Below are 23,385 nucleotides of genomic sequence, written 5' to 3' on the forward strand. Positions count from 1 at the left end.
GCCCGCCGGTCTTGCCGGAGACGAGGAGGACCTGTGGGTGTGGGGAGAGCCCTGCAGGTGACCGCCTGTGGAGGGCGACTCGACCCGGAGTGTCATCACGGGCCTCCCGGATCGTGTAAACTCCTTCCCGGTACCGTGTCCGAGCGGCCGAAGGATCATGTCTCGAAAACATGTGTGGGGGCAACTCCACCGTGGGTTCAAATCCCACCGGTACCGCCACAGGGCTGATTCTGTTTCTGACCTCAACGGTTTGCGAAACGTGGCTCAAGAGAAGAACCCCCGGCTCGGGCCGGGGGTTCTTCTCGTTCCGCTGTCGATCGGCGTGATCTCCCTCGCTGTTCGGTGCGACGGGCGGATCCGGACGGGCGGGGCGGCTTTATCGGGCGCGCTGAAGCATCCCGGACGCTGGTGGAGCGTTTTCAAGCGCGTTGGAGCGTCCGGGTGCTGGTCGTGCTTGTTCAGTTCGAGAGGCTCCATGCAGCCTACGTCTGCGGCATCGGTATGAGCTTCGCCGGTCGGAGTTGCGCTTGTAGTTGGACCGGCTGAGCTGGTCGCGTCGGCGCTGCAGGCGTTCGTGCTCCTGCTTGCGCGGCTGAGGCTGCCGCCCTTCTCGGGCGCGCTTGTCGAGGATGTAGAGCTCGTGTTCGAACTGGATGATGTGTTTCGAGGTTTCGTGTGTCGTGGAGGGAAAAAGGTTTGGACGAGGTGCACACCGAGGACACTCGCATGGCGATCCGATGAGTGCGGCGGTGCCGGCGTGGCTTCGGTGCGAAGCGAAAAGGACGACACAGAGCGAAGCTGCCCACACGTACCCGGACCGGGAGGGACGCGTGCGGCAGCCGATCGGCTACCGAGAAGCGATCACGACCCGGAGCGTCGTGACTAGCTGTAGGTTCGATCCCGGATCGGCTGAGTGTGTGACGTCTCCCGAAGTGATCCTGGTGCTTACGCTATCTTGAGTGGATGTCAGTAGCAGGGGGCGGGGCGCCGCTTAGTGCGCACCGAGTGCAGTATCGGGTCGGCCACGGCGGGTTCCATGCCACTACTGTCGCGCAACCGGGGGTGAGCCCGCTGACCTACATCTACGACGTCGGTGCGGCACCGCGTGTGGGCCAACTGGAATCAGCCATTCGTGACTTGGCGAAGGACCTGGTCAATCGAGGCGTAGTGCGCATTGACTTCATCTTCGTATCACATCTCGACGAAGATCATGTGAATAGATTGCGGTTTCTTGTCAAGGAGATGGGTCGGTCAACGATATCGGTCGGAACGCTTGTCATACCCTGGCTCGGACCCGTATCGAGGCTCTTCGGCATGCTCCGGCAATCTCATCGAGCGGGGAAAGCGGCGAGCATGAGCCTTCTGCAATCTGACGCAAGTATCGCTGAGTTCGCGGCAAACCTCGGATTCGTGGAAGTTCTCTTGGTACAAGACGGCCTTAACGCAGCCGACCAGAACGTTGCTGTTGACCTTGCCCAGCAGGTAGACACCGACGGAGCGGTAGTGGCCGCACCAGTACGAACGATCGCCTCGGGAACAGATCTCACACCGGCAGGTGTGCCGTGGATGCTGCTCGTCACACAACTCACGGTTCCGAAGAAGACCTTGAAAGAGGTGGCGAAGCGGATCAGGTCTAAACTGAAGCTCGACGTCAACCGGGAAACGGCCCGCCAGAGCGTGATCCAGTCGCACGCCCACCGACGCGCAGCTCGCGCCATCATGGAAGACGTTGCGCATGCTCACGGGATCCCACGCGGTCGAACGACCATTACCAACTGGTCATCAATAAGCTTGTACAGCGGATCTACTAATCCTCCTACCAAGCATCCTTCTATTGCGTGGAATCCAACCCATTTCGCACATTCATGCACAAATGGGTGGATCCACACGGGGGATCTGCCGCTCAACGTCGGTCATGTTTGGCAAGCATTCGCGGCGGAATGGCATAAGTGGTTGCCGTCGGGCGTTCAGACGTGCGTGGTGACAGCTCCTCACCACGGATCAATGAATGGCCATAACATAGCGCTATTCAGCCTGTTCAATCCGGATCATGCGGTATTCACGTACGGACTCGAGAAGGGTTCGACAAAAATCAGGCCGCGGTGGGCAAAGAAGGTTGACCCGACGGACGCCCTCCGCGAGGTCAAAGCCCGGACCACTGCGCAAGTGTGGGAACTGTCGAACTGACGAAGTTGAGTGGTCGGTAATTTCAATGTCAGATGAGCTACCCACACCGACCGCGACTGCCGCCCGAAATCCGGCTGTGGGTTTCTTGGCTGTACGTGCTGTTCGTCGGCCAGGGACGCGACGTGGTGCCCTCACGTTTGAACTCGTAGTGCGGCGATCGTCAGGCGCGTTCGATGAGCGATGCAGCTTGTGCGGTGTTAGCCATGTGGGGACCTGTGCGCGGTCGGGTCCACCGGTCTGAGATACACGCCGATGTTGCGCGCCGGTCGATTATCGGACAGACATTTGCGCGGACGCGCGCCGTTCCGAGAGCTTCCGCGGGCATCCGAACGACTCGAAATCGCCAGCGATATGTGTTGCGGCCTCCGGCCGTACGCCCTGCCAACTGCAGGCGTCGGCTCCGAGCCGCTGCCCTGCGATTAACGCCCTTTCCCAGTCCGGTTGACCGTCTGAGGTGAACAGAGCGTCGATGATGCCAGCGGACGTCCAATCCCCGGCTCCAGCGGAATCAACAAGAGCTGGTACCGGATGACCCGGAACGTCGGTCCACACGCCGTCGACTCGGATCCGTGCGCCCGCCGGTCCGAGGGTCTCAATCAGGGTTGTCAGGTCCGCCGGTAGCCGGTCTGCGAAGGCTGGGGCGCGCTCGGCGCTGTACTTCACGACATCAGACACCTCGACCGCCCGGTCGAAGAGCGCAGGCCTACCCAGTCCGGCCGGCTCGAAGAAGACCAGTGACCCAGCTTCCTTCCACCGACGAGCAAGTTCGATGGTGAATAGGCTGACTCTGTCGAAAAAGAAGACGTCGGGAGCTGGCAACTGCTGCACTATCGCCGCAGCGTATGCCACCTCTGACGGCCGGTGCTTGGCGAACCTGGCGCCGCACGCTGGACATGCGAAGCGCCACGCATGGTCATCGCGGCGGCGTTCCTGCACGACGATGGGAGTCGTCCACTGGTCGAATAGCCTCAGCGAATGCGTTCCTACCCCGTCGGCTTCCAGCGACTCCGCAAGAAAATGTCCAGCTGGGTCGGTGCCGATGGTTCCTGCCACTTCGGAGTGCCATCCGAGGCGCGCGAGGATTGCGGCCACGTTCACCGCCGTGCCGCCCGGAGAGGCGCAGACGCTTCCGTTGATCATGACGTCGACGGCGGCGAAGCCGCTGGTCACGACGGTGCGGGACCTTGCCGGCAGCTCGGAGTAGTTCATCACGTCCTATTCTTCACCTTCGGAGGGACCAGTCTTGTCCCCCCGTTAGAAGTGTGCAGCATGCCGATGACATCGAGGAGAGCATCTGGTCCACGCTGGCCAGACCGGCCAAGCGGCCAGCAACGATCCAATGCGGGAGAGCATCGGTCGACGCTGACACTCAGCCTCGTCGCCGTGAGCAACGCGAAGTCGTTACCGCCCGGCGCGCCCTGATCGCCGACAGCCAGCGTGGCTCCGGATCGCTGTTGCAATTTCCGGAGGAACGGCGCCTTACCGCTGTTAGCTGCAACAACATCAACACTGTGGCCGCTGGATACGACCTGTACGGGCGCGTCGAGGAACGCAACGACAGAGTCCACGATGCTCCGTGCGGCGGCGACGGACGCGCCGTTCCCGACGGGCTCGACGCCGACCTGCTGGTGGCCTTGCCGGACGACGATGGCGCCAAGTTCAACATACGCAGCGAGGGAAGCGCAGACTTCTTGCACCCAAGCGGCTTCATCTGTTGGCTGGGTCAGCGGTGCGTCGAGTGCCTGCTCCCAAGCGCCGTTGTGTAACCCGAGCTTAACTTGCGAGCGGAGATGCTCCGGCACCCACGCTTGAAGCGTCGTGTAAAGGCTACTTCCACGGCCAGAAGCGAACGCAAGCTGAAGGCCGTCTTGTAGGAGTTGCAGAAGGGCGTCCCGGATTTCTGCTCGGGGCAACTCGAACCGGGCCGTGGTGTCGACGCATGTGCCGTCGTAGTCCAAGACGATCGTCGTAAACCGCTGGCGCCCTACCCCAAGTCGCCACCGGTCGTATGCTACCTCCACTAGCGGTAGCGCGTCGGAGAATGTTGTGCCGATGGCACGTGCCTTCCGCGTCACGGGATTGTCCTCCGGGGTCGGGAACAACCGTTTGAACGGAAGATGGTATAGCTCGCGCCCAAATGCGGGAACCGGCGGCTTGCTAAGAGACAGGTTTTGCGCAGCGGCGCGCAGCGTCGGCGTTTGCATCGCGGCGGCGAGTAGGTGCAGTGATCCGGCAACGCCTGGTGTAGTCGTTCGGATGCGGACAATCCGGATGACGCTCGGGACGGTGCGGAGCGTGCGCTCAGCGAGCGCTTCGACTTCCGGGGTGATCAGCGCTAGCACAGAGGCGTGCGATGCGCGCCGCTGCAATCCGACATGCCTTCCGTGTGCGAAGTTGCGGTAGTCGGCAAGCTCTACCGGAGCTAAACCGAGTTCTTCGTATCTGATCTGGATGTCCAACGCCGCCGCGTATCCCCCGGAGCCGTAGAGGACGACCAACGGCCCTTCGGAAGTCAGTTCTGGCAGCGCGGGCAGACTTAATGCGGGGGGAAGGGTGCTCTCGTAGGCGCGTGCGACCACGGTACTCATCGACAGCACGCTCCCGGTCGCAAGGAACCCGTCCTTGGGTCGGACGGTCGGTACAGTGATCACGTGCACTCGAGAGTTGTTGAAAGGGGCAGCGAGCTCTGAGGGTGAGCGTGTTGTCAGCAGAACGACATTCAGGCCATGAGCGAGAGCGTGACTGACCGCCATTGATGAGTCTGGGTGACGTGCGCGCGCCGAGAACACCACGGCAATTGAATCGGGTGGTAATGCTCGGCGCTCGATGAACGCGAGCGGGGAAACGATTTCCGCTGATGCGCCGTTGTCGGAATGTAGCATCGCTGCGATGGCTGCTGCGGGCGCGGCACCTCCGGATGCGACCATGTAGGCATGCTGCGCTGACATGAGCCGGCGCAACGTTTTGTCGACTGCCACTGCAGCGGCGAGACGGTACACCTGTGGGAGTTCGCCTGTTTCGTCCCGGTAGTCCGCAGTCGGATCAAACGGCATACGGTGCTCCTAACAGCCATGCAGTCGAGATATTGACCGTTCGTCTACCCGGAGGCGCGTCGTGCAGCCGGTACGACATTGGGCGGGCATGCGCTAGAGAGAGACCTCGTTCGTGCGCGGCGAGGACGACGCCGAGTCCGAGCATCTTGCTCGTATGTTCACTGACGACAACGGCGGTCGACCCGAGCGGACGGAGAGCCTGGCGGTATCGATCCGCGAGGTTGACCAGCTGACGGTACAGATCGAAGGGATTGGACTCGCTCGCGTAGAAGACGTTTCGCTGCTCGAGTTGCAGCTCATCGAAAAGGAGTTGCCGATGCTCAAGCAGGAGATCGTCGCCGGTCCTGGGGTCGGTGGCTGGGAACGGGATGACCGCACACACCTCTTCAGGCTGCAGGAAGGTGCTGAGAGCTTGGACTTCATCGACGGAGCTGCGTCCGAGTACGGGGATCCAGATCGTGGTTGCTGCGGTCTCGTCGGCACCCGCGAATCCGGGGAGCATCTCTGGTTCGTCGAGCTCGGAGGCGATGATCCTGCTGTCCGTGACGGGGTCCTCGGATGCGATCGCGAGGAGGTTTCCGGCGAATCGGTTCATGTGCTGGCCGGCCTGGGTGAGCAGTAGCTGCAGGATTGCGAACGACACCATCGAAGGCAGGCCCGACATGTCCAGCAAGATGGTGTCGTAGTCCAAAAGGGCGTAGTCCCGCACGAGGGTCCGGGTGAGCTTTGCGGACTGGCTTGACGGATCCGACGAGGTAACTCGTGGAACGAACCGCAGTTGGGTTGAGAACAGGTTGCGCAGATCGTCCTGGTGCGTGGCTGCCACTTGGTCGGCGGTGTCGTGGGAGCCTGGCGGTGCGAGTTCAAGGGCGAGGACGTCTAGGTCGGTGATGCTTTGCGCGACTCGGTGGGGGACGTCGAGCGTACGCGGGTCGAATCCGGCGCCGCAGAGCAGCAGAGTGCGGCCGCCCGCTTCCGCGGCGGCGCGCCAGAAGTCGACGGACTCATCGGAACTATCGGCAAAGACGTAGTCAAGCCATCTCAGATCAGGAGCCATGGGGTTACAGAAGCCGTTCGTCTGGGAGGCTGACGTCGTCGTCGATGTCCGGGAGGTGTCCGCCCAGCCGGGCGGCCGCGCGCGTCCAGCGGTTCAGCGTCCGTGCGACGCTCTGTTCTCGGAACCCGCCTCGTTGCAGCGGCAGCGAGAAATGCGGAAGCAGCATCCGATTGAGGTAGAACACTTGGAAGCGGCTGTTCTTCACTGCCTGCGGTTCGGCAGTGGTCTCCAACAAGTTGTTGGCCACTGCTTGGCCAAAGGCGTTGCGAAGGCGCTCCAGGTTGCTGTCCTGCTGCGGTGCGCGGAACAGGCGCTGCGCTTCTGACCATTCAAGAGCCATGCCGGTCACGCCCGGCGCGTACGGCGCGGTCGGCTGATACGTCTCGGCTCGCCCGCGCTCGGCGATGGAGTACAGCAGAGCTTGCACGTCCATGCCGTTAGGTATTCGTCGTGGAATGGTGTTCCACATCTCCTTGCTGCCTCGCCGCACGCGGACATCCTGTTCAGAGGCAAGTAGATACGGTGAGCGGCCCCGGATCATCAACGCCGAGAGAATGAGGTCGAACTGGTCGCCGGCGAGAGCGAGGTACTGTTCGATGTTTCTGCTCGATAGTTCCGCAAGGACGTTCGGCCCGAAGTAGTAAGGAAGATTCTGTTCACGAGCGAGAAAAAGTTTTGCAGCCGCGCGGGTGCTGCTGCTTGAGAGCTTTTCAGCGCGGTCCGGGTCGAGTTCCTCCACAAAGTCAAATAATGTAGGAGCTTGACGGTTCAAGTTCCGTTCAATCAGAATTCGTAGCTCCCGAAACCCAACTGCGCGTTCAAGAACGGATTGTGATCCACCTTGCTCGGTCAAACGTGCGAGCCACTGACGATGCTCAGGGTGCGCGTCAACCGCGGCGGAGGCGTCTCGCTCCGCCTCCGCGAGGGCACGTTCCATGAGACCACCCGGGATAGACTCAGCACTGCTCAAAAGCATCGAGAATAGTTCGTTTCTCCCCTGAGATAACAACGGGCGCATCGCTCTGCTGTCAGCGATTGCGGTCATGATCTGCCGCTGCTTGAACGGCCGGTCGAGGTGCTTCTCAATTTCGATGAGGCTGTATTCTCGGCCCTCGGTTCGACCGACCAGGAGTTCATTGAGAGGGACGGCCGACCGTCGTTCCGCGATCCAACGGCCAACTCGGGGTTCTCGGACGATCAGTGCGTTGTAAAGAGCGGTTCTCTGATCCGGGTCAAGGTCGTGTACGTCGTCAAAGAGCAGCACCGGTCGGGCATGAAGCTCAGAGTCGTTGACGAAGATTCTTGTTGTCGCGAGGAATTCCAGGGAGAGAAGGTCCGGGTGGCCGTCGATGCCTTCCCAGTCAACTGGCATTAGAGAGCCGAGTAAGTCCAGAACGGATCGTTCTTTCTCGCGTAACTGATCAAGGATCTGCTGCCCGTTGAAGGGAACAGTGTCGATATTGAAGAGGCGTTTTGCGAGTGCCCGGGCGCGTTCGGTGTCGGGCCCGGCGTTCGGTCGGAACTCGACCGACGAGGCGCCGTCGGGGAAGCGCTGCTCAGTCGCTGTGAGAGCTGCTTCGACCGCGCGCGTCAATATACGCGCGTCGAGAAGCTTGAAGAAGATCTTGAGGGCGCCGGCGCCTTGCGGTCCGAGATCGACGAGGGAGCGATAGTCGCGTCCCACGCTCACCATCAGCCCGAGCAGCTGGGGTCTGCCGTCGCTGAGGACACCACTAGAGTTCAGCTCGGATCGAAGCTCTTCGAGGTGATCATCGCGAGTGGGACTCCGGAAGGCTGCGAGGTTGTCTGGCGTCAGCATCCGGAGCATCGACGTCTTGCCAGCGCCGGGAGCGCTGCGTAAGACGACCAGGCGGTTCCAAGCGACCGCGGCGTCCGGAAGCGCTTCGAGCATCGTGGTGCTGAACGTGGTGAGGAACCCGGCGCGGTCCCGTTGCATTTCCGTGTAGCGGGATCGGAATGGGTTACCTGATGGGCTCATGGTCGTCCGGGGTGGTGTCGTTCGTGCCGGGGGAAGACGCCGGTCCACGGGCTCGCGTCCGGTAAGCGTTCGGCGTCTGCTCCGTCATCCTTCCACAGGATCGGCGGTGCGTTGTTCGGCGCGTTGTGATGCAGGACAAGTGGGAGAGCGGAGCCGCCGAATCCGAATCGGAGGTCATCACCCCCGACTCTCGTGGCGTCAGTTACCCACGTGGCGCGGAAATACCGATCGCATAATTCGAGGAAGTCGCTGTCGCGGGCAGCGTTGAGAGGAAACGCTTCGGGGAACGTGTACGCGGACTTGACCGTGAAACGGTCGGCGTACCCAGCTTCGATGAGTCGGGTCTGCACGGTGGACTCGGCGTTCTCCGTCATCAGATAAAGCAGTCCCGTGACCTGCACATCATCCGCGACTACGCCCTCGCTTTGTAACAGGTCGACTTGGCGCAGTATCTTCGGGACCTTGCCCTTCCAAACGTCATGTTCCTTCCGTAGCATGGACGCGCCGGAGCCGGAGAAGTCGTCGACGACGAGGACTGACTGGAAGGTTGGCTCCGCCTGCAGACCCTGCTTCTCAAGGGCATCCTCGAGCGTCGCCCGCATGCCCTTCGCTTTTTCGGTCTCAATGACGTAGTCGAGGTGGAACTGTTCTGTAGACATATTACTTGCCCGCCGGAGGCGATCAAGTCGCGCGCCGTCACTCATCCCAAGAACCAAGGTCCGTCGCTGCACCGCTTTGAACTCATCCGATGCAACTATGCGCGCAACCTGCCACAACGGCAGCCCGAGCTGCTCTGCTGCTTGTCGGCGAAACCAGGGCCTTAGAACATCCTGGTATACAGTCGAAACGAGATGCTCCATCTCGGCGGCCGAGATAAACACCAGGCGTCGAAGAATGAAGTCGAGTGCCGCGGTCCGGTCGCCTCGGTCGAAGCAGTCGAGCCATGTTGCCAATGACTCGATGAACTTCACACCAGGCATGTAGCCGCCATATTCATCGTACTTCGTTCGACTGAGCACCTGTAGCTTTGACAGCAGCTCGCTCAGGCGCTCGAGATCGTGCTCTGATGTCACCTCAGCAAGGACCATCTGCGCGAGTGAATTCCGCACGCTACCCCGTTCTCGGCGTGATTTCACGCTGACCCAAGCAAAGTGTAGTGTTCCTCAGGTAGCGTCCGCTGGCCCCCGTCGGGGTGGCGTGGGCGCGGTCGGCATGGAGCCTTGATGTGCCATTCGAGTTCCGCCGCGAGCCGGAACTTTGGGCGTTAGCGGAGACCATCGACTACGGGGCGCTGGGGGCGTGAACGGACTCTCGTATTGAGGCGCGCCTGGGCGCGAGCCAACCGGCTGAAGGCTGTAGGCGTCGGTACCGGCTCGTCAACGAACCTCTACACACCGATTACGGAACGGCCGGGGTTGGTGATTTCTAACCGGTCTTCGAACATCTCGATAGTGACGCTGCCACAGGCCCACTCGAAGTCCTGGTGGCTTAGTGCGTTCGCTAGGAACTCGGGGATAGCCAGGGCCGTGAGACCCTTACCTCGAGCTGGCCGCCGAGCCGCGAGAGACACCGCTCGTCGATCATCGGCCGCTACCAAGTGCAACTCATCGATGTCGACGACGACGAAGGACGGCGGCTCGACGAGCAGTCGCGGTGCCGACTGACCTAAGCGGGTAAGCCCCCCACGAAGCGGTGGGGGCTTCCTGCGTCGACTGCGCTGGTGGAGGCGCTGGGTGACTCGGGACCGCCGATCGTGGCACGCCTCTGGAGTGCCGTTGCTCCGCTATCCCGAACGCTGAGCAGTGAAGCCACCGTGAGGGGTGCAGATCCAGGGCAGGACGACCAACGGGAGCCAGATCGCCCCCACGATGGCGTCGAAGAGACACGCCAGCCTCATGACAGGGCCACAACGGGCTCCGCACAATGCATTCGTCGTCCTGGCGCTCAACTGGCGCCCGCTAGAGCGACCACCGCGGGGGCACCGCCTCGAGTAGCGGCCCCGGAACCGCCGACGGCAGACGACTAGTGGCGTTGTGGGTGCGTTACATACCGGACGTGCCGGTCGCTCTTCTCGACACTTCACCCGTCTTTGGGCTCGTTGCCATCGCTCCTTTGGTCTCTAGCCGCCAGCAGCAGCAGTGCCATGTTGACGGCTTCCTCGTTGAGTCCCCAGGCTTCGAATTCGCTGCGTAGGCGCCGGTTTCGCCGCTTCAGGAGGTCGATGGTGGTGGTCAACGCCACAACTGAGACAGCAAGCACCACAGGCAGTACCAAGTTGAGGAAGTCGGCCGTGCCGCCGGGTGAGTTCGATGCCGAGCCCCAATCGGTGGTTGTCACGACGAGGGTCAGGGTGACAGCCCCCACGATCCCGATGACCGATGCAACCGCGGAACTAATGAGTCGACCACGGTTGTCCACTATCCGTTCCCACCATGTGGCTCGCTTTTGCGCCCGCGCCATCAGGTTGCCCAACGCGGCCAATTCGCGGTCCCTGTGTACCTGTACGAACTTCCGCAGCTCGGCGTCGGTCGGCAGCGACTCCAAGGTTTCCTGCGAGAGCTTAACCGCTTCAATGCGGCGGCGCGGCCCCCGCTCCGTAGAGACGACGTAGATCGCTCGAACAATGGCCACGATCGCTCCGAGGCCCACTGTCCCGAACAAGCCTCGCAGCAGCAGTTCCCCGAGCTCAACCGTCACGATACGGAGGGTAGCGCGGGTTTAGCTTCCCGTTCACCGATCCAGCACTGTCGGCCAAGAACGCCGTGGTTCCAATGCCCGTCGGCGGAGAATCCCACAGGCTGGGTCCGCTTTCTCAATAGGGACAGTTCGAGGGAACGGGCCCCACCCTGCCGGGCGGCTCGCGCGGAGGTTCGGGCCCTCGTGCGCCGGCCGCGCCGCCCCAGCAAGAGCCCGAAGCCGCGGACGAAGTCCTCATGATCGAACTCGAACTCGAACTCGAACGGGCTGCGGCCGGTGGGGGCCCGATTGCATCGGGCCCGAACGTGTGCTTAATGAACGGCCCGACCTCGAATCATCGAAGGACCTCGACCTGGGTGTGCCACGCCGCGAGCCATCGACGAGGCCTGCGGATGGCGCAGGCCGAGTCGTCCTCGTCGCACCTTCCTTCTTGAAGCGGATCGAGGAGGAAGGTGTTGCCGACCGTGAGCTGTCGGCCATGCTTGCATTGCATCACGCGGAGCCGTCCGGCGGTGTCGGCCCCGGAGGATTGGCCACTCCGTTGGGCGTCCAAGATGCCGTGGACGGGCGTAGGGCATCATGCAGCTTGGTGGGCATGAAGGCCGAGCGTTCGTTGCGTCTCTGGTTTGCGATTTCCTTCTCGGCAAGAAGGCTCTCGCACTCGTGATGCGGGCAGAGCAGAACGGGAAAAGTCAGGGACGAGCGAGTGCGCATGCAACCTCACGAGTTCCTTCGGTGCACGGGACGGCATGGCTGTGGAGCTCCAAGACTGTTCGCGTGTGGTCGTCGCGGAGGTGTTCGAGGACAACGCAACGGGCGTCTGCACCTTCTCGTCATCGGAAGGGGTGGTCGTCCCGGTCGGGCTCGTGTGGGAACTCCTGAGGCTCGCTGCTGTCGAGTTCCCGCAGGCCGCTCAAGCGGTGATGGGATCGAGCCCCGCGAAATTAGGTGAGCGGCCGAAGTGATCAGAACACTTGGCCTTCGGCCTTCGGCCTGCGTCGAGCGGTGGATACCACTCAGAACTGCCGGTTCGCCACATCCGCCCGGTGCGACACGGACAGCAGCTCCCGCAGCCGCTCCGCGGGCAACGGCGCTCCCTGATCGGCCAGGTAGTCCGCCGCGAAGCCCTCGGCACTCGCCGCGTAGATCCCCGTGTACGCCCCGGACTCCGGCTCGAAGCGCCACGACTCGGCCAGCGTACCGGCGTCCACGGTGTCGAACCCGAGCAGCTGCACGAGCTCGGCGACCACAGCCTTGGCCTGCTCGTCGTCGCCCGCGATCGGCAGCGCCGTGCGGGGCGTGGAGTCGGCGAGGTTCGGGATGTGGTGCGCGACGATGTTGTTGAACGCCTTGACGATCCGCGTTCCGGGCAGGAGCGTCTGCTCGTACTCCGCCGTGGTCGTCGCGAGGCTGTCGAGCTGCTCGATCCGGCCGTCGCGACCGGGGTAGTAGTTGCCCGTCGACAGCACGGTCCGCCCGGCGAAGGCGTCGAGGTCGGGGGCGAGCGCCGGGTAGGCGGTGAGCGGGATGGCGAGCACGGGCACGTCGCCGAACTCGGCAGCCTGTCGCACGGTGCCGGCCTGGGCGCGCGGGCCGAGCTCGGCGACGAGGTCCTGCAGCGACTCGGGGCCGCGCGAGTTCGCGATGAGGACGTCGAGGTCGGCTGCGACGGCGAGGCGTGCGATCGCGGTGCCGATGGCTCCGCTGCCGATGACGCCGATGCGGTTCATGTGGTGCCCTTTCAACAGTGGTGGAGGTCAGGGGAGAGCAGGGGCTTCCCAGCCGCGCCGGGCCAGGGCGGAGAGCGCCGCGGACGACGAGTCGTCGGCCATCGCGGCACCCCGGGCCCAGCTGGTCGCCAGGGCAGCGAGGAACAGGTCCCGCGCGCGGACGTCGGCGCGCGCACGACCGGAACGCTGCGCGGCACGGAGAAATTCGTCCGTGGTGGTGATGAACCCCTGGCACGTCAGGGCGAGCGGCGACGAGTCGGACGACGCGGCGGTGCGGAGCGGTTCGGGCAGCCCGTCGAACGTGCCGGCCCACTCTGTGACCGCGTCGAGCCAGCCGTGCAGGGCGGCGCCGGTGTCGACCGAGCCGTCGCGCAGTGCCTCGCGGCGGGCCACCAGCTCCTCGTCGCGGGCGGCGAGGAGCTCGGCGAGCAGGGCCTCGCGCGTGGGGAAGTGCCGGTACAGGGTGCCGGCGCCGACGCCGGCCTGCTTGGCGATCGCGTCGAGCGAGCCGGTCACGCCGTGCTCGGCGAACGCGCGCTCGGCGACCCGCAGGATGTGGTCTCGGTTGCGGAGCGCGTCGGCGCGCGGTGCGCGCCCGGCGGGAGCGGTCTGCTCGGGCATGGCAGCCTCCAGGCTGGCTCAGGAAACGGAGAAGCTCTCCGGAACCACCACAGTACAGGAGACCCTCTCCGTTTCGTCGCGGAAGCGCGACGCCCGGGCGTCAGTGCTCCTCGGCGGCCTCCGCCGCGTCCGCCAGGTCCGACCGCGTGTTCGCGTGGATCGGCTCGCTGTGCCCGAAGGTCTTCGCGGCGGCGCGCAGCCGCCCGACGAACTCCCCGTTGTCCATCTCGAGTTCGTCCTCTTCCGCGTCCTCGATGACGATCTCGCTCGACGGTCCGATGAGGATCTTCGTGGTCGTCATGGTCCCGTCGTCGGCGACGGCGGGCACGTCGACGGTGTCCGCTCGGTCCCCGCCTGCGAGGGCCGCGGCGTACTCGATCACGGCGTCGGCGACGTCGTCACCGACCAGGATCGTGGTGGCGTCGTAGTGGATGTGCTTCATCGCGTGCTCCTTCCCGGACCCATACAAACGCGCGGCGCGGGAACGGGCTTCAGGATGACCGCTGCGCGCGGTGGTCCGGGTCCGGGGACTCCAGGGCGTTCCACACGTCCGCCCAGATCAGCTCGAAGTCCACGGGGCGGATGCGGTCGGCCCGGAGCGCCTGCTCCAGGATCGACAGCGCGTCCAGGGAGCCGGTGAGCAGACGCTCGTCGCCGTGGACCTCGCGGCGGCCGTCGCCCAGGAACGTCGTCACGGTGACGGACCGCACCCGCGGTCGCAGCGAGCGGGTGGCGCGGGCGAGGACCGCGAAGCCACCGCCGTAGACGAGCAGCGCGGTGGTCGTGCCGACGGCGGGGACCGAGACGGCGAGCACCAGGGCAGCGAGGGCGAGGACCGCCCCGACGGCCGGCCAGACGTGCCAGGCACGCAGCAGCAGGCGCTCGCCGGTGGTCGTGCCGGGCGGGAACACGACGAGGGTCCGCGAGCTCCACAGCGTCCGCCCGACGGGTCGGATCGTGTACCGGCCCCACAGGTGGGTGCCGTCGAGCAGCCGGGTGCGGACCGGCAGCGCGACGGTCATCGATCCGCCGGCGCGAGTTCGGTGCGCACCGGCGCGAGTTCCGCCCGGACCGGCTCGACGACGTCGCGGTGCCGGACGGTCGCCAGGCACGGGAAGCAGACCAGGTCGCCTTCGCGGACGTCAGCCGGCAACGGAGCCGGGAGGCGGTGGAACGGACCGTCGGCCTGACCGTCACAGCGGGTGACGACGTACATCGGGGAGAGGGGAGCGGTGCTCCGGCGTCCGATCAGGCGCACCTGGTCGAGCACGGCGCAGGTCGGCAGGACCGCGTCCAGTTCCAGGAGCACCACCCCGGTGCGCGGTCGACGCACGCGGGTGACCGACGCGACGGCGACGCTCACGTCGCGGGGCGCCCACCCGCGCGGGCGGTACCGGGGCGGGGACTGCTCGGCGGTGTGCACCGTCGGGGTGCCGGTGAGGTCGGCCAGCCGGACCATCGAGATCGCCGAGACCAGCAGGTCGTCGGTGGTCGCGACGGTGTGGGCCGGCCAGAGGAACGGGTCCATCGGATCGGGGAGCGACGCGCGGAGCGTCGGCATGATCGCAGTCAGTGTCACGACCACACGCTCTCGCGGGCTCGAACAGCGCGGAAGGCCTCCTGACGGAACCCCTACGGTCGGCGGCGGAGTCCTGACGGAGCGCTCACCGGCGTGTGGCCGAGCGCAGGGCTGCGGTCCACCCGAGGGAGATCACGCCGGCGCCGATCAGGGTCTTCACCACACCACCGAGGACGAACGGGTACAGCCCGTACTGCAGGGTCTGCTGCAGGTCGAGGCCGAGTGCCACCGCGAGCCAGGCCATCCCGGCGACGAAGGTGACGACGGTGCCGAGGGCGAAGGACAGCAGCGCGTTCCGCAGCGGGCGGTCGCCGAAACGCTCGGCGACCCAGCCGACCAGGGCCGCGGCGGCGACGAAGCCGACGATGTACCCGCCGGAGGGGCCGACGAGCACGCCGACCCCGGCCGAACCTTCCGCGAAGACCGGCAGCCCGACGACGCCGAGCAGCGCGTAGACGAGCATCGACAGGGCACCGCGACGGGCGCCGAGGGCACTGCCGACGAGCAGCACGGCCAGGGTCTGCCCGGTGATCGGGACGGGCCAGATCGGGACGGACACCTGCGCGGCACCGGCGGTCAGCAGCGCGCCGCCGAGGACCAGGGCGGTGCTGACGACGGCGGTGCGGGGGAGCAGTGCGTCGGCGAGCGGACGGTGTGCGGCGGGGGTGATCGTGGTCATGGTGTTCCTCGCTGGGGGGAAGGAGCTGGGGAGAAGGAGCGGCGGGAGAGGGAGGGGTCAGACCGCGACGGCGGCCAGCAGGGACTCGGCGTCGCGTCGGGCCTCGGCCACGGCGGCGGTGTCGAGGCCGCAGGCGCGCAGGCAGGTCGCCACGAGGGCGTCGCGGTCGGCGTCCTGCACGGGGCCGGACCGTCGGAGTTGGATGACGGTCTCGGTGATCTGGATGAGCACGGCACCGAGGCGCGACGGCGCGACACCGGCGGCGACGTCCGGGGTGGCAGCGCGCGAGCCGAGGCGCCCGTAGGCCTCCTGCAGTTCGACCCGCTCGGCCCGGAACTCGTCGTAGCGCTCGCCCTGCACCTCGGGCAGCAGGTACAGCGTGCCGATGTTGTGCGGCGTGCGGGCGAGGGTGTCCACGTCGGCGACGACCAGTGCGGCGAGGACACCGGCGGCCGAGGCTGACTCCGGCACGAGCTGCTCGAGGCCGCGCACCAACTCGAGGCTCGGGCGCACCGAGGTCGTGAGCAGCTCGACGAGCATGTCGTCCTTGCCGGCGAAGTGGTAGTACAGCGAGGCCTGCCGGATCCCGACCCGTTCGGCGATCGCCCGGGTCGAGGTCGCGCTGATGCCGTTCTCGACGAACAGTGCGGCGGCGGCGTCGAGGATCTGGTCACGCGGGCTCAGCGCGGAGTCTGCGTTCGGCACGACCCGCGGTCGGCCGGGGCGCACGGGCCGGTCGTCGGGGGTCATGCCCCCATCCTGACAGCCGGTGTCCGTCACGACTGCTCCCGGTACGCGCGCCAGCCGCCGTGGTGGGTGATGTCCTCGGCGCCCTCGACCGCGAACGGCTCGACCAGGAACCCGGTGACCTCGGTGCCGTCGTCGAGCGCCACGGTGCCGATCGCCATCGGTGCCGGCAGAGCCGCGACGAAGGTGCCGAAGCCGGCGGCGGGCAGGCGCCAGACCTCCCCGACGATGCCCGAGCCCGAGCCCGAGCCCGACCCCGGCCCCGGCGCAGCAGCACCGGACGCGACCGGACCCACGCGGACCAACCCGGGCTTTGGTGGCACCGTGTCGAGGGCGTACAGCCGGTAGTCGGACGCGGTGCGGGCCTCCCGGACGAACGATCCGCCGGACGCGACCAGCTGGCCGTTCAGGGGCCCGCCGCGCAGGTGCGCCCCGACGACCAGCAGGTCGACGGTCGGGGCGGCGAACGCTGCCGCCAACGCCGCCAGGCGCCGGTCGCTGAACGCCGGGCCGGTGAGCATGACGCCGAACGGCAGGCCGTCGACGAAGCCGGCGGGCACGGCGAGCGAGGCCATGTCGAGCAGGTTCGCGAAGTTCGTGTACCGACCCATCCGGCTGTTCGCACCGATCGGGTCGGCCGCGACCTGCTCGAGCGTCGGGTGCCACGTCGTCGTCGGGGTGAGCAGGGCGGTCGTGCCCTCGAGTGCGGCGCGACCCGCTGCCCCGAACGCGTCGAGCCGTTCCTGGTCGGCGAAGAGTTCCGCGGCGGTCGGTCGTGCGCCACCGAGCACGATCGCGGCGACCGACGGGTCGAGGTCGGCACCGACCTCGTCGCGGTGGGCCTCGATGTGGGCGCCGACGGCCGCGTACCGTTCGGCGACGAACGCGCCGTCGTAGAGCAGCGACGCGGCGTAGAGCAGGGGTGCGATGTCGACCTCGACCACCCGGTGTCCGAGCGCGCGGAACCGGTCGACGGCCGCGGCGAACGCCTCGGCCCAGCCGGGTGCGAGCCCCTCGAGCTGCGACGGCAGCGGTACCGCGATGCGCGGGACGGCGGGCAGGTCGGCGAGGGCGAGGTCGGGCCGCGCGAGCGGGTCGACGCCGTCCGGACCGGCCATCAGCTCGGTCGCCGTGCGCGCCAGGTCGAGCGACCGGGCGAACACCGTGACGCAGTCCTGCGAGCGGCAGGCGGGGACGACGCCCGTGTTCGGCACGAGTCCCTTCGTCGGCTTCACCCCGACCAGGTTGCCGAGCGCGGCCGGCACCCGGCCGGACCCGGCGGTGTCGGTGCCGAGCGCGAAGTCGACGATGCCCAGGGCGACCGCCGTGGCGGAGCCGCTCGACGAGCCGCCGGAGATCCGCGTCGGGTCCCAGGCGTTCCGGACCGCGCCGAAGGGCGAGCGGGTGCCGACCAGGCCGGTGGCGAACTGGTCGAGGTTCGTCTTGCCGACGACGACGGCGCCGGCGGCGCGGAGCCGGGCGACGGCGGTGGCGTCGGCGGCGGGGTCGTGGGCGTAGGAGCGGGCGGCTGCGGTGGTGGGCAGGCCGGCGACGTCGATGTTGTCCTTCACGGCGAACAGCAGGCCGGCCAGGGGCAGCGTCGGGTCGACGGCTTCGGCCTCCGCCAGCACGTCGGCACGGTCGCGCAGGCTGATCCAGACCTCGGGGCGGTCGACGGCGTCGAGGCGGGCGAAGGCGTCTCGGACGCGGACGTCAGCGGACGTCGTGGCGGCCGCGGTGGCGGCGGCGGTCCCGCCGGCGCCCGCCGCGCTCGTCCCGCTCACGCTGCCGCTCCGATCGCCGCGAGGACCTGGCCCGGCGCGACCTGGTCGCCCGGCTTGATGTACACCTCGAGCACGTGGCCCGGCACCGGTGCGTGCACCATCGACTCCATCTTCATCGCCTCCACGGCCAGCAGCTTCTGCCCCTCGTCCACCCGGTCACCCGGCCGGACGTCCACCTGCCACACGGTCGAGGTGAAGGGGGCGTACACGGCGGTCGACCCCTCGGGCACGGTCACGGCGTCGGCCACCACGGCGGCCGGTTCATCACGGACGTCGAACTCGCCCGACGCCCGCCACCGCTCCTTCTCCTCGCCGAACGCCTGCGCCTGCTGCGCCCGGAAGTCCGCGATGGACCCGGCGTTGTCGGCCAGGAACCGGTTGTACGACGCGATCGAGAACTCGCCCTCGACGGTCTCGAACGAGCCCCGCCCGGCGTCCGTCTCGGCGCGCAGCTCGAGCAGTTCGTCGGCACCGACCGGGTACCACTCGATCCGGTCGAAGAACCGCAGCGCCCACGGGTTCTCCTGGAACAGCCCGCCCCGGCGGAACCGGTTCCAGATCTGCACGGTGCGGCCGACGAACTGGTAGCCGCCCGGACCCTCCATGCCGTAGATGCACAGGTACGCGCCGCCGATGCCGACGGAGTTCTCGGCGGTCCAGGTGCGGGCCGGGTTGTACTTCGTCGTGACCAGGCGGTGCCGGGGGTCGAGCGGGGTCGCGACCGGGGCGCCGAGGTACACGTCGCCGAGGCCGAGCACCAGGTAGCTCGCGTCGAACACGGTGCGGAATACGTCGTCGACGCTCTCGAGGCCGTTGATGCGACGGATGAACTCGATGTTCCACGGGGTCCACGGGGCGTCGTTCCGCACGCCGTTCATGTACCGCTCGATCGCCAGCCGGGTGGCCGGGTCGTCCCACGACAGCGGCAGCTTGACGGTGCGCGACGGGACGACGAGCTGGTCGGTCGGCGGGATCTCGTCCTCGAGTTCGCGGAGCAGCCCCGCCACGTCGCGCGCCTTGAGCACGGACGCGTCGGTGTGCACCTGCAGCGAGCGGATGCCCGGCGTGATGTCGAGGATCCCCTTCGGCGTCTGCTCCTGCAGCTTCGTCATGAGCGCGTGCACGCGCATCCGCAGGGCGATGTCGAGGGTCATGTCGCCGTACTCGACGAGCACGTTGTCGTCGCCGTCGCGTCGGTACGCAACGCTCGGCCGCACGTCGGTCGCGTCCAGGCGGGCGATCACGCCGTCGTCGCCGTCACCCCCGGTGCGCGGCACCGTCCTGGAGGCCCGGTGTGCGTCGAGCGCGGCGGCGTCGGCTTCGCGGACGGGGACGAACCGGACCGTGTCACCCGGTCGGAGCTGGCCCAGCTTCCACAGGTCACCGCTGGCGACCACGGCGGGGCAGACGAAGCCGCCGAGCGACGGCCCGTCCGGTCCGAGGATGATCGGGGTGTCCCCGGTGAAGTCGATCGCACCGACCGCGTACGGGGTGTCGTGGATGTTCGACGGGTGCAGACCGGCCTCGCCGCCGTCGGTCCGCGCCCACTCCGGCCGCGGCCCGATGAGCCGGATGCCCGTGCGCGCCGAGTTGTGGTGCACGGCGTAGTCGGTGGCGTAGAAGACGTCGAGGTCGGCGCGGGTGAAGAAGTCCGGTGCGGCGTGCGGCCCCTCGGTGACGGCGATCTCCCACGCGTCGGTCAGCGCGGTGCGGCGGTCGGCCGGGGTCGGACCGCCCACCAGGCCCAGACGGGTCCCGGACGGGAACGCCGGGTGCGGGGCGTCCGAGTCCGGCGAGCCGAGGCGCAGGACGTCGCCGGCGAGCAGGGCCCGACCGGCGTGACCGCCGAAGCCACCGAGCGTGAAGGTCGCGGTCGAGCCGAGGTAGGTCGGCACGTCGAAGCCGCCCCGGACCGCCAAGTAGGTGCGGAGGCCCGGACCGGGGGCCGTGCCGATCGCCAGGGTCTGGCCGGCACCGACCTCGATCGGCTCCCACAGCGCCACGGGTTCGCCGTCGAGGGTGACCGGCGCCGGCGCACCTGTGAGCGCGACCACCGCGGCGGCCGAGAACCGGAGCGTCGGGCCCGTGGCGGTGACTTCGAGCGCGGGGGCGCCGTCCGGGTTGCCCACGGCGCGGTTCGCCTCGGCGAAGGACGCCGCGTCGAACGGGCCGCTCGGTGGGACGCCCACCTGCCAGTACCCGACCCGGCCGGGCAGGTCCTGGATCATCGTCATGGTGCCCGGCGCGACGACGTCGATGCGCGGGTCCGGGTCCTCGGTCGCGTCGAGCGTCGAGGTGGAGTGCGTGGCGGTGCGGAGCTCGAGGTCGTCGGTCAGCGCGCGGAGGAGCCCGGCGTTCGTGACGATGCCGTCGATGCGGGTGGCCGCGAGCCCGTCGCGTAGCAGGTCGAGGGCGTCGTCGCGGGTCTCCCCGGTGGCGATCACCTTGGCGAGCATCGGGTCGTAGAACGCGGACACCTCGGAGCCGGTCTCGACCCAGCCGTCGACGCGGATGCCGGTGCGCTCGCCGGATGCCGTGGTCGCGCTCGGGAACACGGCCTGGGTGACGAGGCCGCTGGAGGGCAGCGAGCCCTTCGCCGGGTCCTCGGCGTAGACGCGGGCCTCGACGGCGTGGCCGTTCGGGGTCCAGGTGCGGTCGAACACGTCGGGGTCGATGCCGGCGGCACCGTCGCGGGCCAGGCGGAGCATGAGCTCGACGAGGTCGACGCCGAACACTTCCTCGGTGACCGGGTGCTCGACCTGCAGGCGGGTGTTCACCTCGAGGAACGACGCCTCTTCGCGCACCGGGTCGTAGACGAACTCGACGGTGCCGGCGCTGCGGTACCCGACGCTCTCGGCCAGGCGGCGGGCGGACGCGTGCAGGTCGGCGCGGACGTGCTCGGGGAGCGCCGGTGCCGGGGCTTCCTCGATGACCTTCTGGTTGCGGCGCTGCAGGGAGCAGTCGCGGTCGCCGATCACCGCGACGCGGCCCTCGCCGTCGCCGAAGAGCTGGACCTCGACGTGCCGGGCGGGCCGGACCAGACGCTCGAGGAAGATGCCGGCCGACCCGAAGTTCGCGGTCGCCAGGCGGACGACGCTCGTGTAGGCCTCGCGGACCTCGTCGAGGGTCGAGCAGGCCTGCATGCCGATCCCGCCGCCACCCCCGGTGGCCTTGAGCATGACGGGCAGCCCGATGCGCTCGGCCTCGGCCACGGCGTCGTCGACGCTGGCGAGCAGCCCGGTGCCGGCGAGCATCGGGACCCCGGCGGCTGCGGCCAGCTCGCGGGCGGTGTGCTTCGCGCCGAACCGGACGATCTGGTCGGCGGTCGGCCCGACGAACCGGATGCCGGCGTCCTCGCAGGCCCGGGCGAAGTCGGTGTTCTCGGACAGGAACCCGTAGCCGGGGTGCACGAGTCCGGCGCCGGTGTCCTTCGCGGCCTGCACCACCGCGTCGATGCGCAGGTACGAGTCGCGGGCGGGGGCGGGACCGAGCCGGACGGCGGTGTCGGCCTCGCGGACGTGGGGTGCCGCGCGGTCGGCGTCCGAGTAGACGGCGACGGTGCGCATGCCGAGCGCCCCGGCGGACCGGATGATGCGGCGGGCGATCTCGCCGCGGTTCGCGACGAGGACGGTGTCGGTGCGAAGGGTGGGGGTCTGGTTCACGGTGGCGGTCCCGGTGGGGTCGGGCGCGGCGGTCACGGCTGGACCACGATCATGCGCAGCGGTGTGCAGGAGAAGTCGTTGCAGGGGTTGTTCATCTGCGGGCAGTTCGAGACGACGACGAGCACGTCCCGCTCGGCCCGGATCGCGACCCGCTTGCCGGGGGCGCTCATGCCGTCGACGATCCCGAGGGCGCCGTCGGCCTCGACCGGCACGTTCATGAACCAGTTGAGGTTCGACACGATGTCGCGGGCACCGAGTCCGTGGCGGCCGGCCTCGGCCAGGAAGTTCTCGCGGCAGCCGTGCTGGTACTGCGTGTGGTGCCCGTACCGCAGGGTGTTCGACTCCTTCGAGCACGCGCCGCCGATGGTGTCCTGCCGGTCGATCTCGTTCACGACGACGGTCATCAGCGGGCGGCCCTCGTTCGACATGAGGACGGTGCCGGTCCGGACGTACGCGTTGCCCTGTGCGGCGAGGGTGTCCGGCACGCTGTACCGCTCGTCGGGGTCGTGCGCGTCGTAGAGCAGGCAGTCGGCGCTCTGGTTGCCGCCGACGTCGACGATGGTGAGCACCTCGCCGGCGCGGACCACGGCGGACCACGGCGCGAGCGGGGCGACCCGGTCGTCGCGGACCACGGTGCCCGGCACCAGGGACTCGCTCCAGTCGAGGGCCACGTCCGGGTCGTGGACGGCTCCGACCGGGACGGTGGAGGAGGGGGTGTGGGTCGTCGTGTCGGTCATCACAGGCCTCGGGCTTCCGCGTGGTCGATCGAGTTCAGGTAGGCGCGGGTGAGCTCCGGCGTCGCGGTGAACCGCTCGTCGGCCGCGGTCGTCGGGGCCCCGCGCCAGGCGTGCACCCGCAGTGGTCCGACCAGGTAGTCCGGGCGCGGGTCGATCGGGTGCGCGACGTTGGCGACCAGCACGAGCAGCGGCAGCTCGGCGACGAGCGTGACGTGGGTGCCCGCGCCGGCCGACCCGGTGAACGTCATCGCCCCCTCGGCGTCGATCCGCACGCCCTGGAAGAACGAGATGCTCGGCGGCAGGTCCCGCTTGGTGAGCCCGTGCTTCGCGGCGGCCTTCGAGAACAGCGACCGACCGCTCGGGGTGCGCCCCTCGGGTGCTGCGTCGCCGTACTTCCGCTCGTTCCAGGCGTCGGTCGAGGTGCCGCAGAACGCGTCGTGGTGTGCCGAGGTGTCCTCGAGCACGGTCGCGAGTGCCCGGCCGTCCCCGCTCAGCAGGGGCGAACCCTGGCCCAGGTACGCCTGCCACGGGATCTTCTGGGTGTCGGCGACGTTGAGCCGCTCCCACGGCTCGAGCGCGTTGTACACCAGGACGTTGGCGCAGGCCTGACCCGTCGGGTCGTCGAACCGCAGCCGTGACCCGCGGGCCAGCACCTTGTGCGTGTACCCGCCCGGCGCCACCGTCTCGGCCCAGACGAGTTCTGCGGGGTCGACCCCCTCGGGGGCGAACGGTGACGACGACGCCGGCAGGTACGGCATGTACTCGGACTGCGAGCCGGCCTGGGCGCGTGCGTCGGACCGGGAGGCGAGCACGCTGTCGGTCTGGTGGAGGTCGCGCATGAGATTCCTTCCGG

General features: G+C 67.7%; 18 protein-coding genes and 1 tRNA gene. 2 read left to right on the forward strand and 17 right to left on the reverse strand.

The annotated features are described in order from the left end of the window. Nucleotides 1–129: 129 nt before the first annotated feature. Both KK097_RS06710 and KK097_RS06715 read left to right on the forward strand, forming a co-directional pair. Nucleotides 130–219: transfer RNA gene (locus KK097_RS06710), tRNA-Ser, on the forward strand. An 843-nt stretch (nt 220–1,062) separates the two neighbouring features. Continuing rightward, nucleotides 1,063–2,187: a ComEC/Rec2 family competence protein gene (locus KK097_RS06715; RefSeq protein WP_214544130.1), complete on the forward strand. Its 1,125-nt coding sequence runs from the start codon at nt 1,063–1,065 to the stop codon at nt 2,185–2,187. Between the two features lie 270 nt (nt 2,188–2,457). On the opposite strand, the gene KK097_RS06720 is transcribed toward KK097_RS06715, so the two are convergent. The 17 genes from KK097_RS06720 to KK097_RS06800 form a co-directional block, all read right to left on the reverse strand. After that, nucleotides 2,458–3,396 (reverse strand): carbohydrate kinase family protein, encoded by a 939-nt coding sequence (locus tag KK097_RS06720; RefSeq protein ID WP_214544131.1) that lies wholly within the window; start codon nt 3,394–3,396, stop codon nt 2,458–2,460. Next, the gene (locus KK097_RS06725) at nt 3,396–5,240 is read right to left on the reverse strand and encodes an HAD family hydrolase (protein WP_214544132.1); all 1,845 of its coding nucleotides are present in this window, start codon (nt 5,238–5,240) and stop codon (nt 3,396–3,398) included. Before KK097_RS06725 ends, KK097_RS06720 begins: the two co-directional genes overlap by 1 nt. Continuing rightward, nucleotides 5,230–6,297 (reverse strand): hypothetical protein, encoded by a 1,068-nt coding sequence (locus KK097_RS06730; protein ID WP_214544133.1) that lies wholly within the window; start codon nt 6,295–6,297, stop codon nt 5,230–5,232. The genes KK097_RS06725 and KK097_RS06730 overlap by 11 nt, the downstream gene beginning before the upstream one ends. Before the next feature lie 4 nt (nt 6,298–6,301). After that, nucleotides 6,302–8,254: an ORC-CDC6 family AAA ATPase gene (locus tag KK097_RS06735; RefSeq protein WP_250896532.1), complete on the reverse strand. Its 1,953-nt coding sequence runs from the start codon at nt 8,252–8,254 to the stop codon at nt 6,302–6,304. 38 nt (nt 8,255–8,292) lie between these two features. Continuing rightward, complete coding sequence (locus KK097_RS06740; protein ID WP_250896533.1) at nt 8,293–9,384, reverse strand: phosphoribosyltransferase-like protein; 1,092 nt, start codon at nt 9,382–9,384, stop codon at nt 8,293–8,295. A gap of 991 nt (nt 9,385–10,375) precedes the next feature. Further along, nucleotides 10,376–10,993 carry a hypothetical protein gene (locus KK097_RS06745; protein WP_214544136.1) on the reverse strand — a complete coding sequence of 206 codons (618 nt, stop codon included), beginning with the start codon at nt 10,991–10,993 and terminating at the stop codon, nt 10,376–10,378. Nucleotides 10,994–12,009: 1,016 nt separating this feature from the next. Beyond that, on the reverse strand, nt 12,010–12,723 hold the full coding sequence (locus KK097_RS06750) for an NADPH-dependent F420 reductase (RefSeq protein ID WP_214544137.1): 714 nt from the start codon (nt 12,721–12,723) through the stop codon (nt 12,010–12,012). A 27-nt stretch (nt 12,724–12,750) separates the two neighbouring features. Beyond that, nucleotides 12,751–13,344 (reverse strand): TetR/AcrR family transcriptional regulator, encoded by a 594-nt coding sequence (locus tag KK097_RS06755; RefSeq protein WP_214544138.1) that lies wholly within the window; start codon nt 13,342–13,344, stop codon nt 12,751–12,753. Between the two features lie 100 nt (nt 13,345–13,444). Continuing rightward, nucleotides 13,445–13,786 carry a hypothetical protein gene (locus tag KK097_RS06760; protein WP_111110199.1) on the reverse strand — a complete coding sequence of 114 codons (342 nt, stop codon included), beginning with the start codon at nt 13,784–13,786 and terminating at the stop codon, nt 13,445–13,447. A 49-nt stretch (nt 13,787–13,835) separates the two neighbouring features. After that, nucleotides 13,836–14,366 carry a DUF6611 family protein gene (locus KK097_RS06765; RefSeq protein ID WP_214544139.1) on the reverse strand — a complete coding sequence of 177 codons (531 nt, stop codon included), beginning with the start codon at nt 14,364–14,366 and terminating at the stop codon, nt 13,836–13,838. Further along, the gene (locus tag KK097_RS06770) at nt 14,363–14,923 is read right to left on the reverse strand and encodes a hypothetical protein (protein ID WP_214544140.1); all 561 of its coding nucleotides are present in this window, start codon (nt 14,921–14,923) and stop codon (nt 14,363–14,365) included. The genes KK097_RS06765 and KK097_RS06770 overlap by 4 nt, the downstream gene beginning before the upstream one ends. Before the next feature lie 85 nt (nt 14,924–15,008). Beyond that, nucleotides 15,009–15,602, reverse strand: a complete 594-nt coding sequence (locus KK097_RS06775) for a biotin transporter BioY (protein ID WP_214544141.1) — start codon at nt 15,600–15,602, stop codon at nt 15,009–15,011. 57 nt (nt 15,603–15,659) lie between these two features. After that, on the reverse strand, nt 15,660–16,352 hold the full coding sequence (locus tag KK097_RS06780; RefSeq protein ID WP_250893237.1) for a TetR/AcrR family transcriptional regulator: 693 nt from the start codon (nt 16,350–16,352) through the stop codon (nt 15,660–15,662). Between the two features lie 26 nt (nt 16,353–16,378). Next, entirely contained in the window at nt 16,379–18,133 is a 1,755-nt protein-coding gene (gene atzF, locus KK097_RS06785) for an allophanate hydrolase (RefSeq protein WP_214544142.1), read from the reverse strand. Further along, entirely contained in the window at nt 18,130–21,831 is a 3,702-nt protein-coding gene (gene uca / locus KK097_RS06790) for an urea carboxylase (protein ID WP_307858344.1), read from the reverse strand. Before uca ends, atzF begins: the two co-directional genes overlap by 4 nt. Beyond that, on the reverse strand, nt 21,828–22,532 hold the full coding sequence (locus KK097_RS06795; RefSeq protein WP_214544143.1) for an urea amidolyase associated protein UAAP2: 705 nt from the start codon (nt 22,530–22,532) through the stop codon (nt 21,828–21,830). Before KK097_RS06795 ends, uca begins: the two co-directional genes overlap by 4 nt. After that, nucleotides 22,532–23,371 (reverse strand): urea amidolyase associated protein UAAP1, encoded by an 840-nt coding sequence (locus KK097_RS06800; protein WP_214544144.1) that lies wholly within the window; start codon nt 23,369–23,371, stop codon nt 22,532–22,534. Before KK097_RS06800 ends, KK097_RS06795 begins: the two co-directional genes overlap by 1 nt. Nucleotides 23,372–23,385: the final 14 nt, after the last annotated feature.

It is taken from the genome of Curtobacterium flaccumfaciens (genome assembly GCF_018598405.1).
Taxonomy (GTDB): Bacteria; Actinomycetota; Actinomycetes; order Actinomycetales; family Microbacteriaceae; genus Curtobacterium; species Curtobacterium aurantiacum.

Bases quoted from the DNA above. Each gene is read 5' to 3' on its own strand.
- KK097_RS06765 (WP_214544139.1), bottom strand. From the start codon at position 14,366: ATGACCGTCGCGCTGCCGGTCCGCACCCGGCTGCTCGACGGCACCCAC.
- KK097_RS06760 (WP_111110199.1), bottom strand. From the start codon at position 13,786: ATGAAGCACATCCACTACGACGCCACCACGATCCTGGTCGGTGACGAC.
- KK097_RS06755 (WP_214544138.1), bottom strand. From the start codon at position 13,344: ATGCCCGAGCAGACCGCTCCCGCCGGGCGCGCACCGCGCGCCGACGCG.
- KK097_RS06725 (WP_214544132.1), bottom strand. From the start codon at position 5,240: ATGCCGTTTGATCCGACTGCGGACTACCGGGACGAAACAGGCGAACTC.
- KK097_RS06795 (WP_214544143.1), bottom strand. From the start codon at position 22,532: ATGACCGACACGACGACCCACACCCCCTCCTCCACCGTCCCGGTCGGA.
- KK097_RS06740 (WP_250896533.1), bottom strand. From the start codon at position 9,384: ATGGTCCTTGCTGAGGTGACATCAGAGCACGATCTCGAGCGCCTGAGC.
- KK097_RS06750 (WP_214544137.1), bottom strand. From the start codon at position 12,723: ATGAACCGCATCGGCGTCATCGGCAGCGGAGCCATCGGCACCGCGATC.
- KK097_RS06800 (WP_214544144.1), bottom strand. From the start codon at position 23,371: ATGCGCGACCTCCACCAGACCGACAGCGTGCTCGCCTCCCGGTCCGAC.
- KK097_RS06720 (WP_214544131.1), bottom strand. From the start codon at position 3,396: ATGAACTACTCCGAGCTGCCGGCAAGGTCCCGCACCGTCGTGACCAGC.
- KK097_RS06735 (WP_250896532.1), bottom strand. From the start codon at position 8,254: ATGCAACGGGACCGCGCCGGGTTCCTCACCACGTTCAGCACCACGATG.
- KK097_RS06775 (WP_214544141.1), bottom strand. From the start codon at position 15,602: ATGACCACGATCACCCCCGCCGCACACCGTCCGCTCGCCGACGCACTG.
- KK097_RS06780 (WP_250893237.1), bottom strand. From the start codon at position 16,352: ATGACCCCCGACGACCGGCCCGTGCGCCCCGGCCGACCGCGGGTCGTG.
- KK097_RS06730 (WP_214544133.1), bottom strand. From the start codon at position 6,297: ATGGCTCCTGATCTGAGATGGCTTGACTACGTCTTTGCCGATAGTTCC.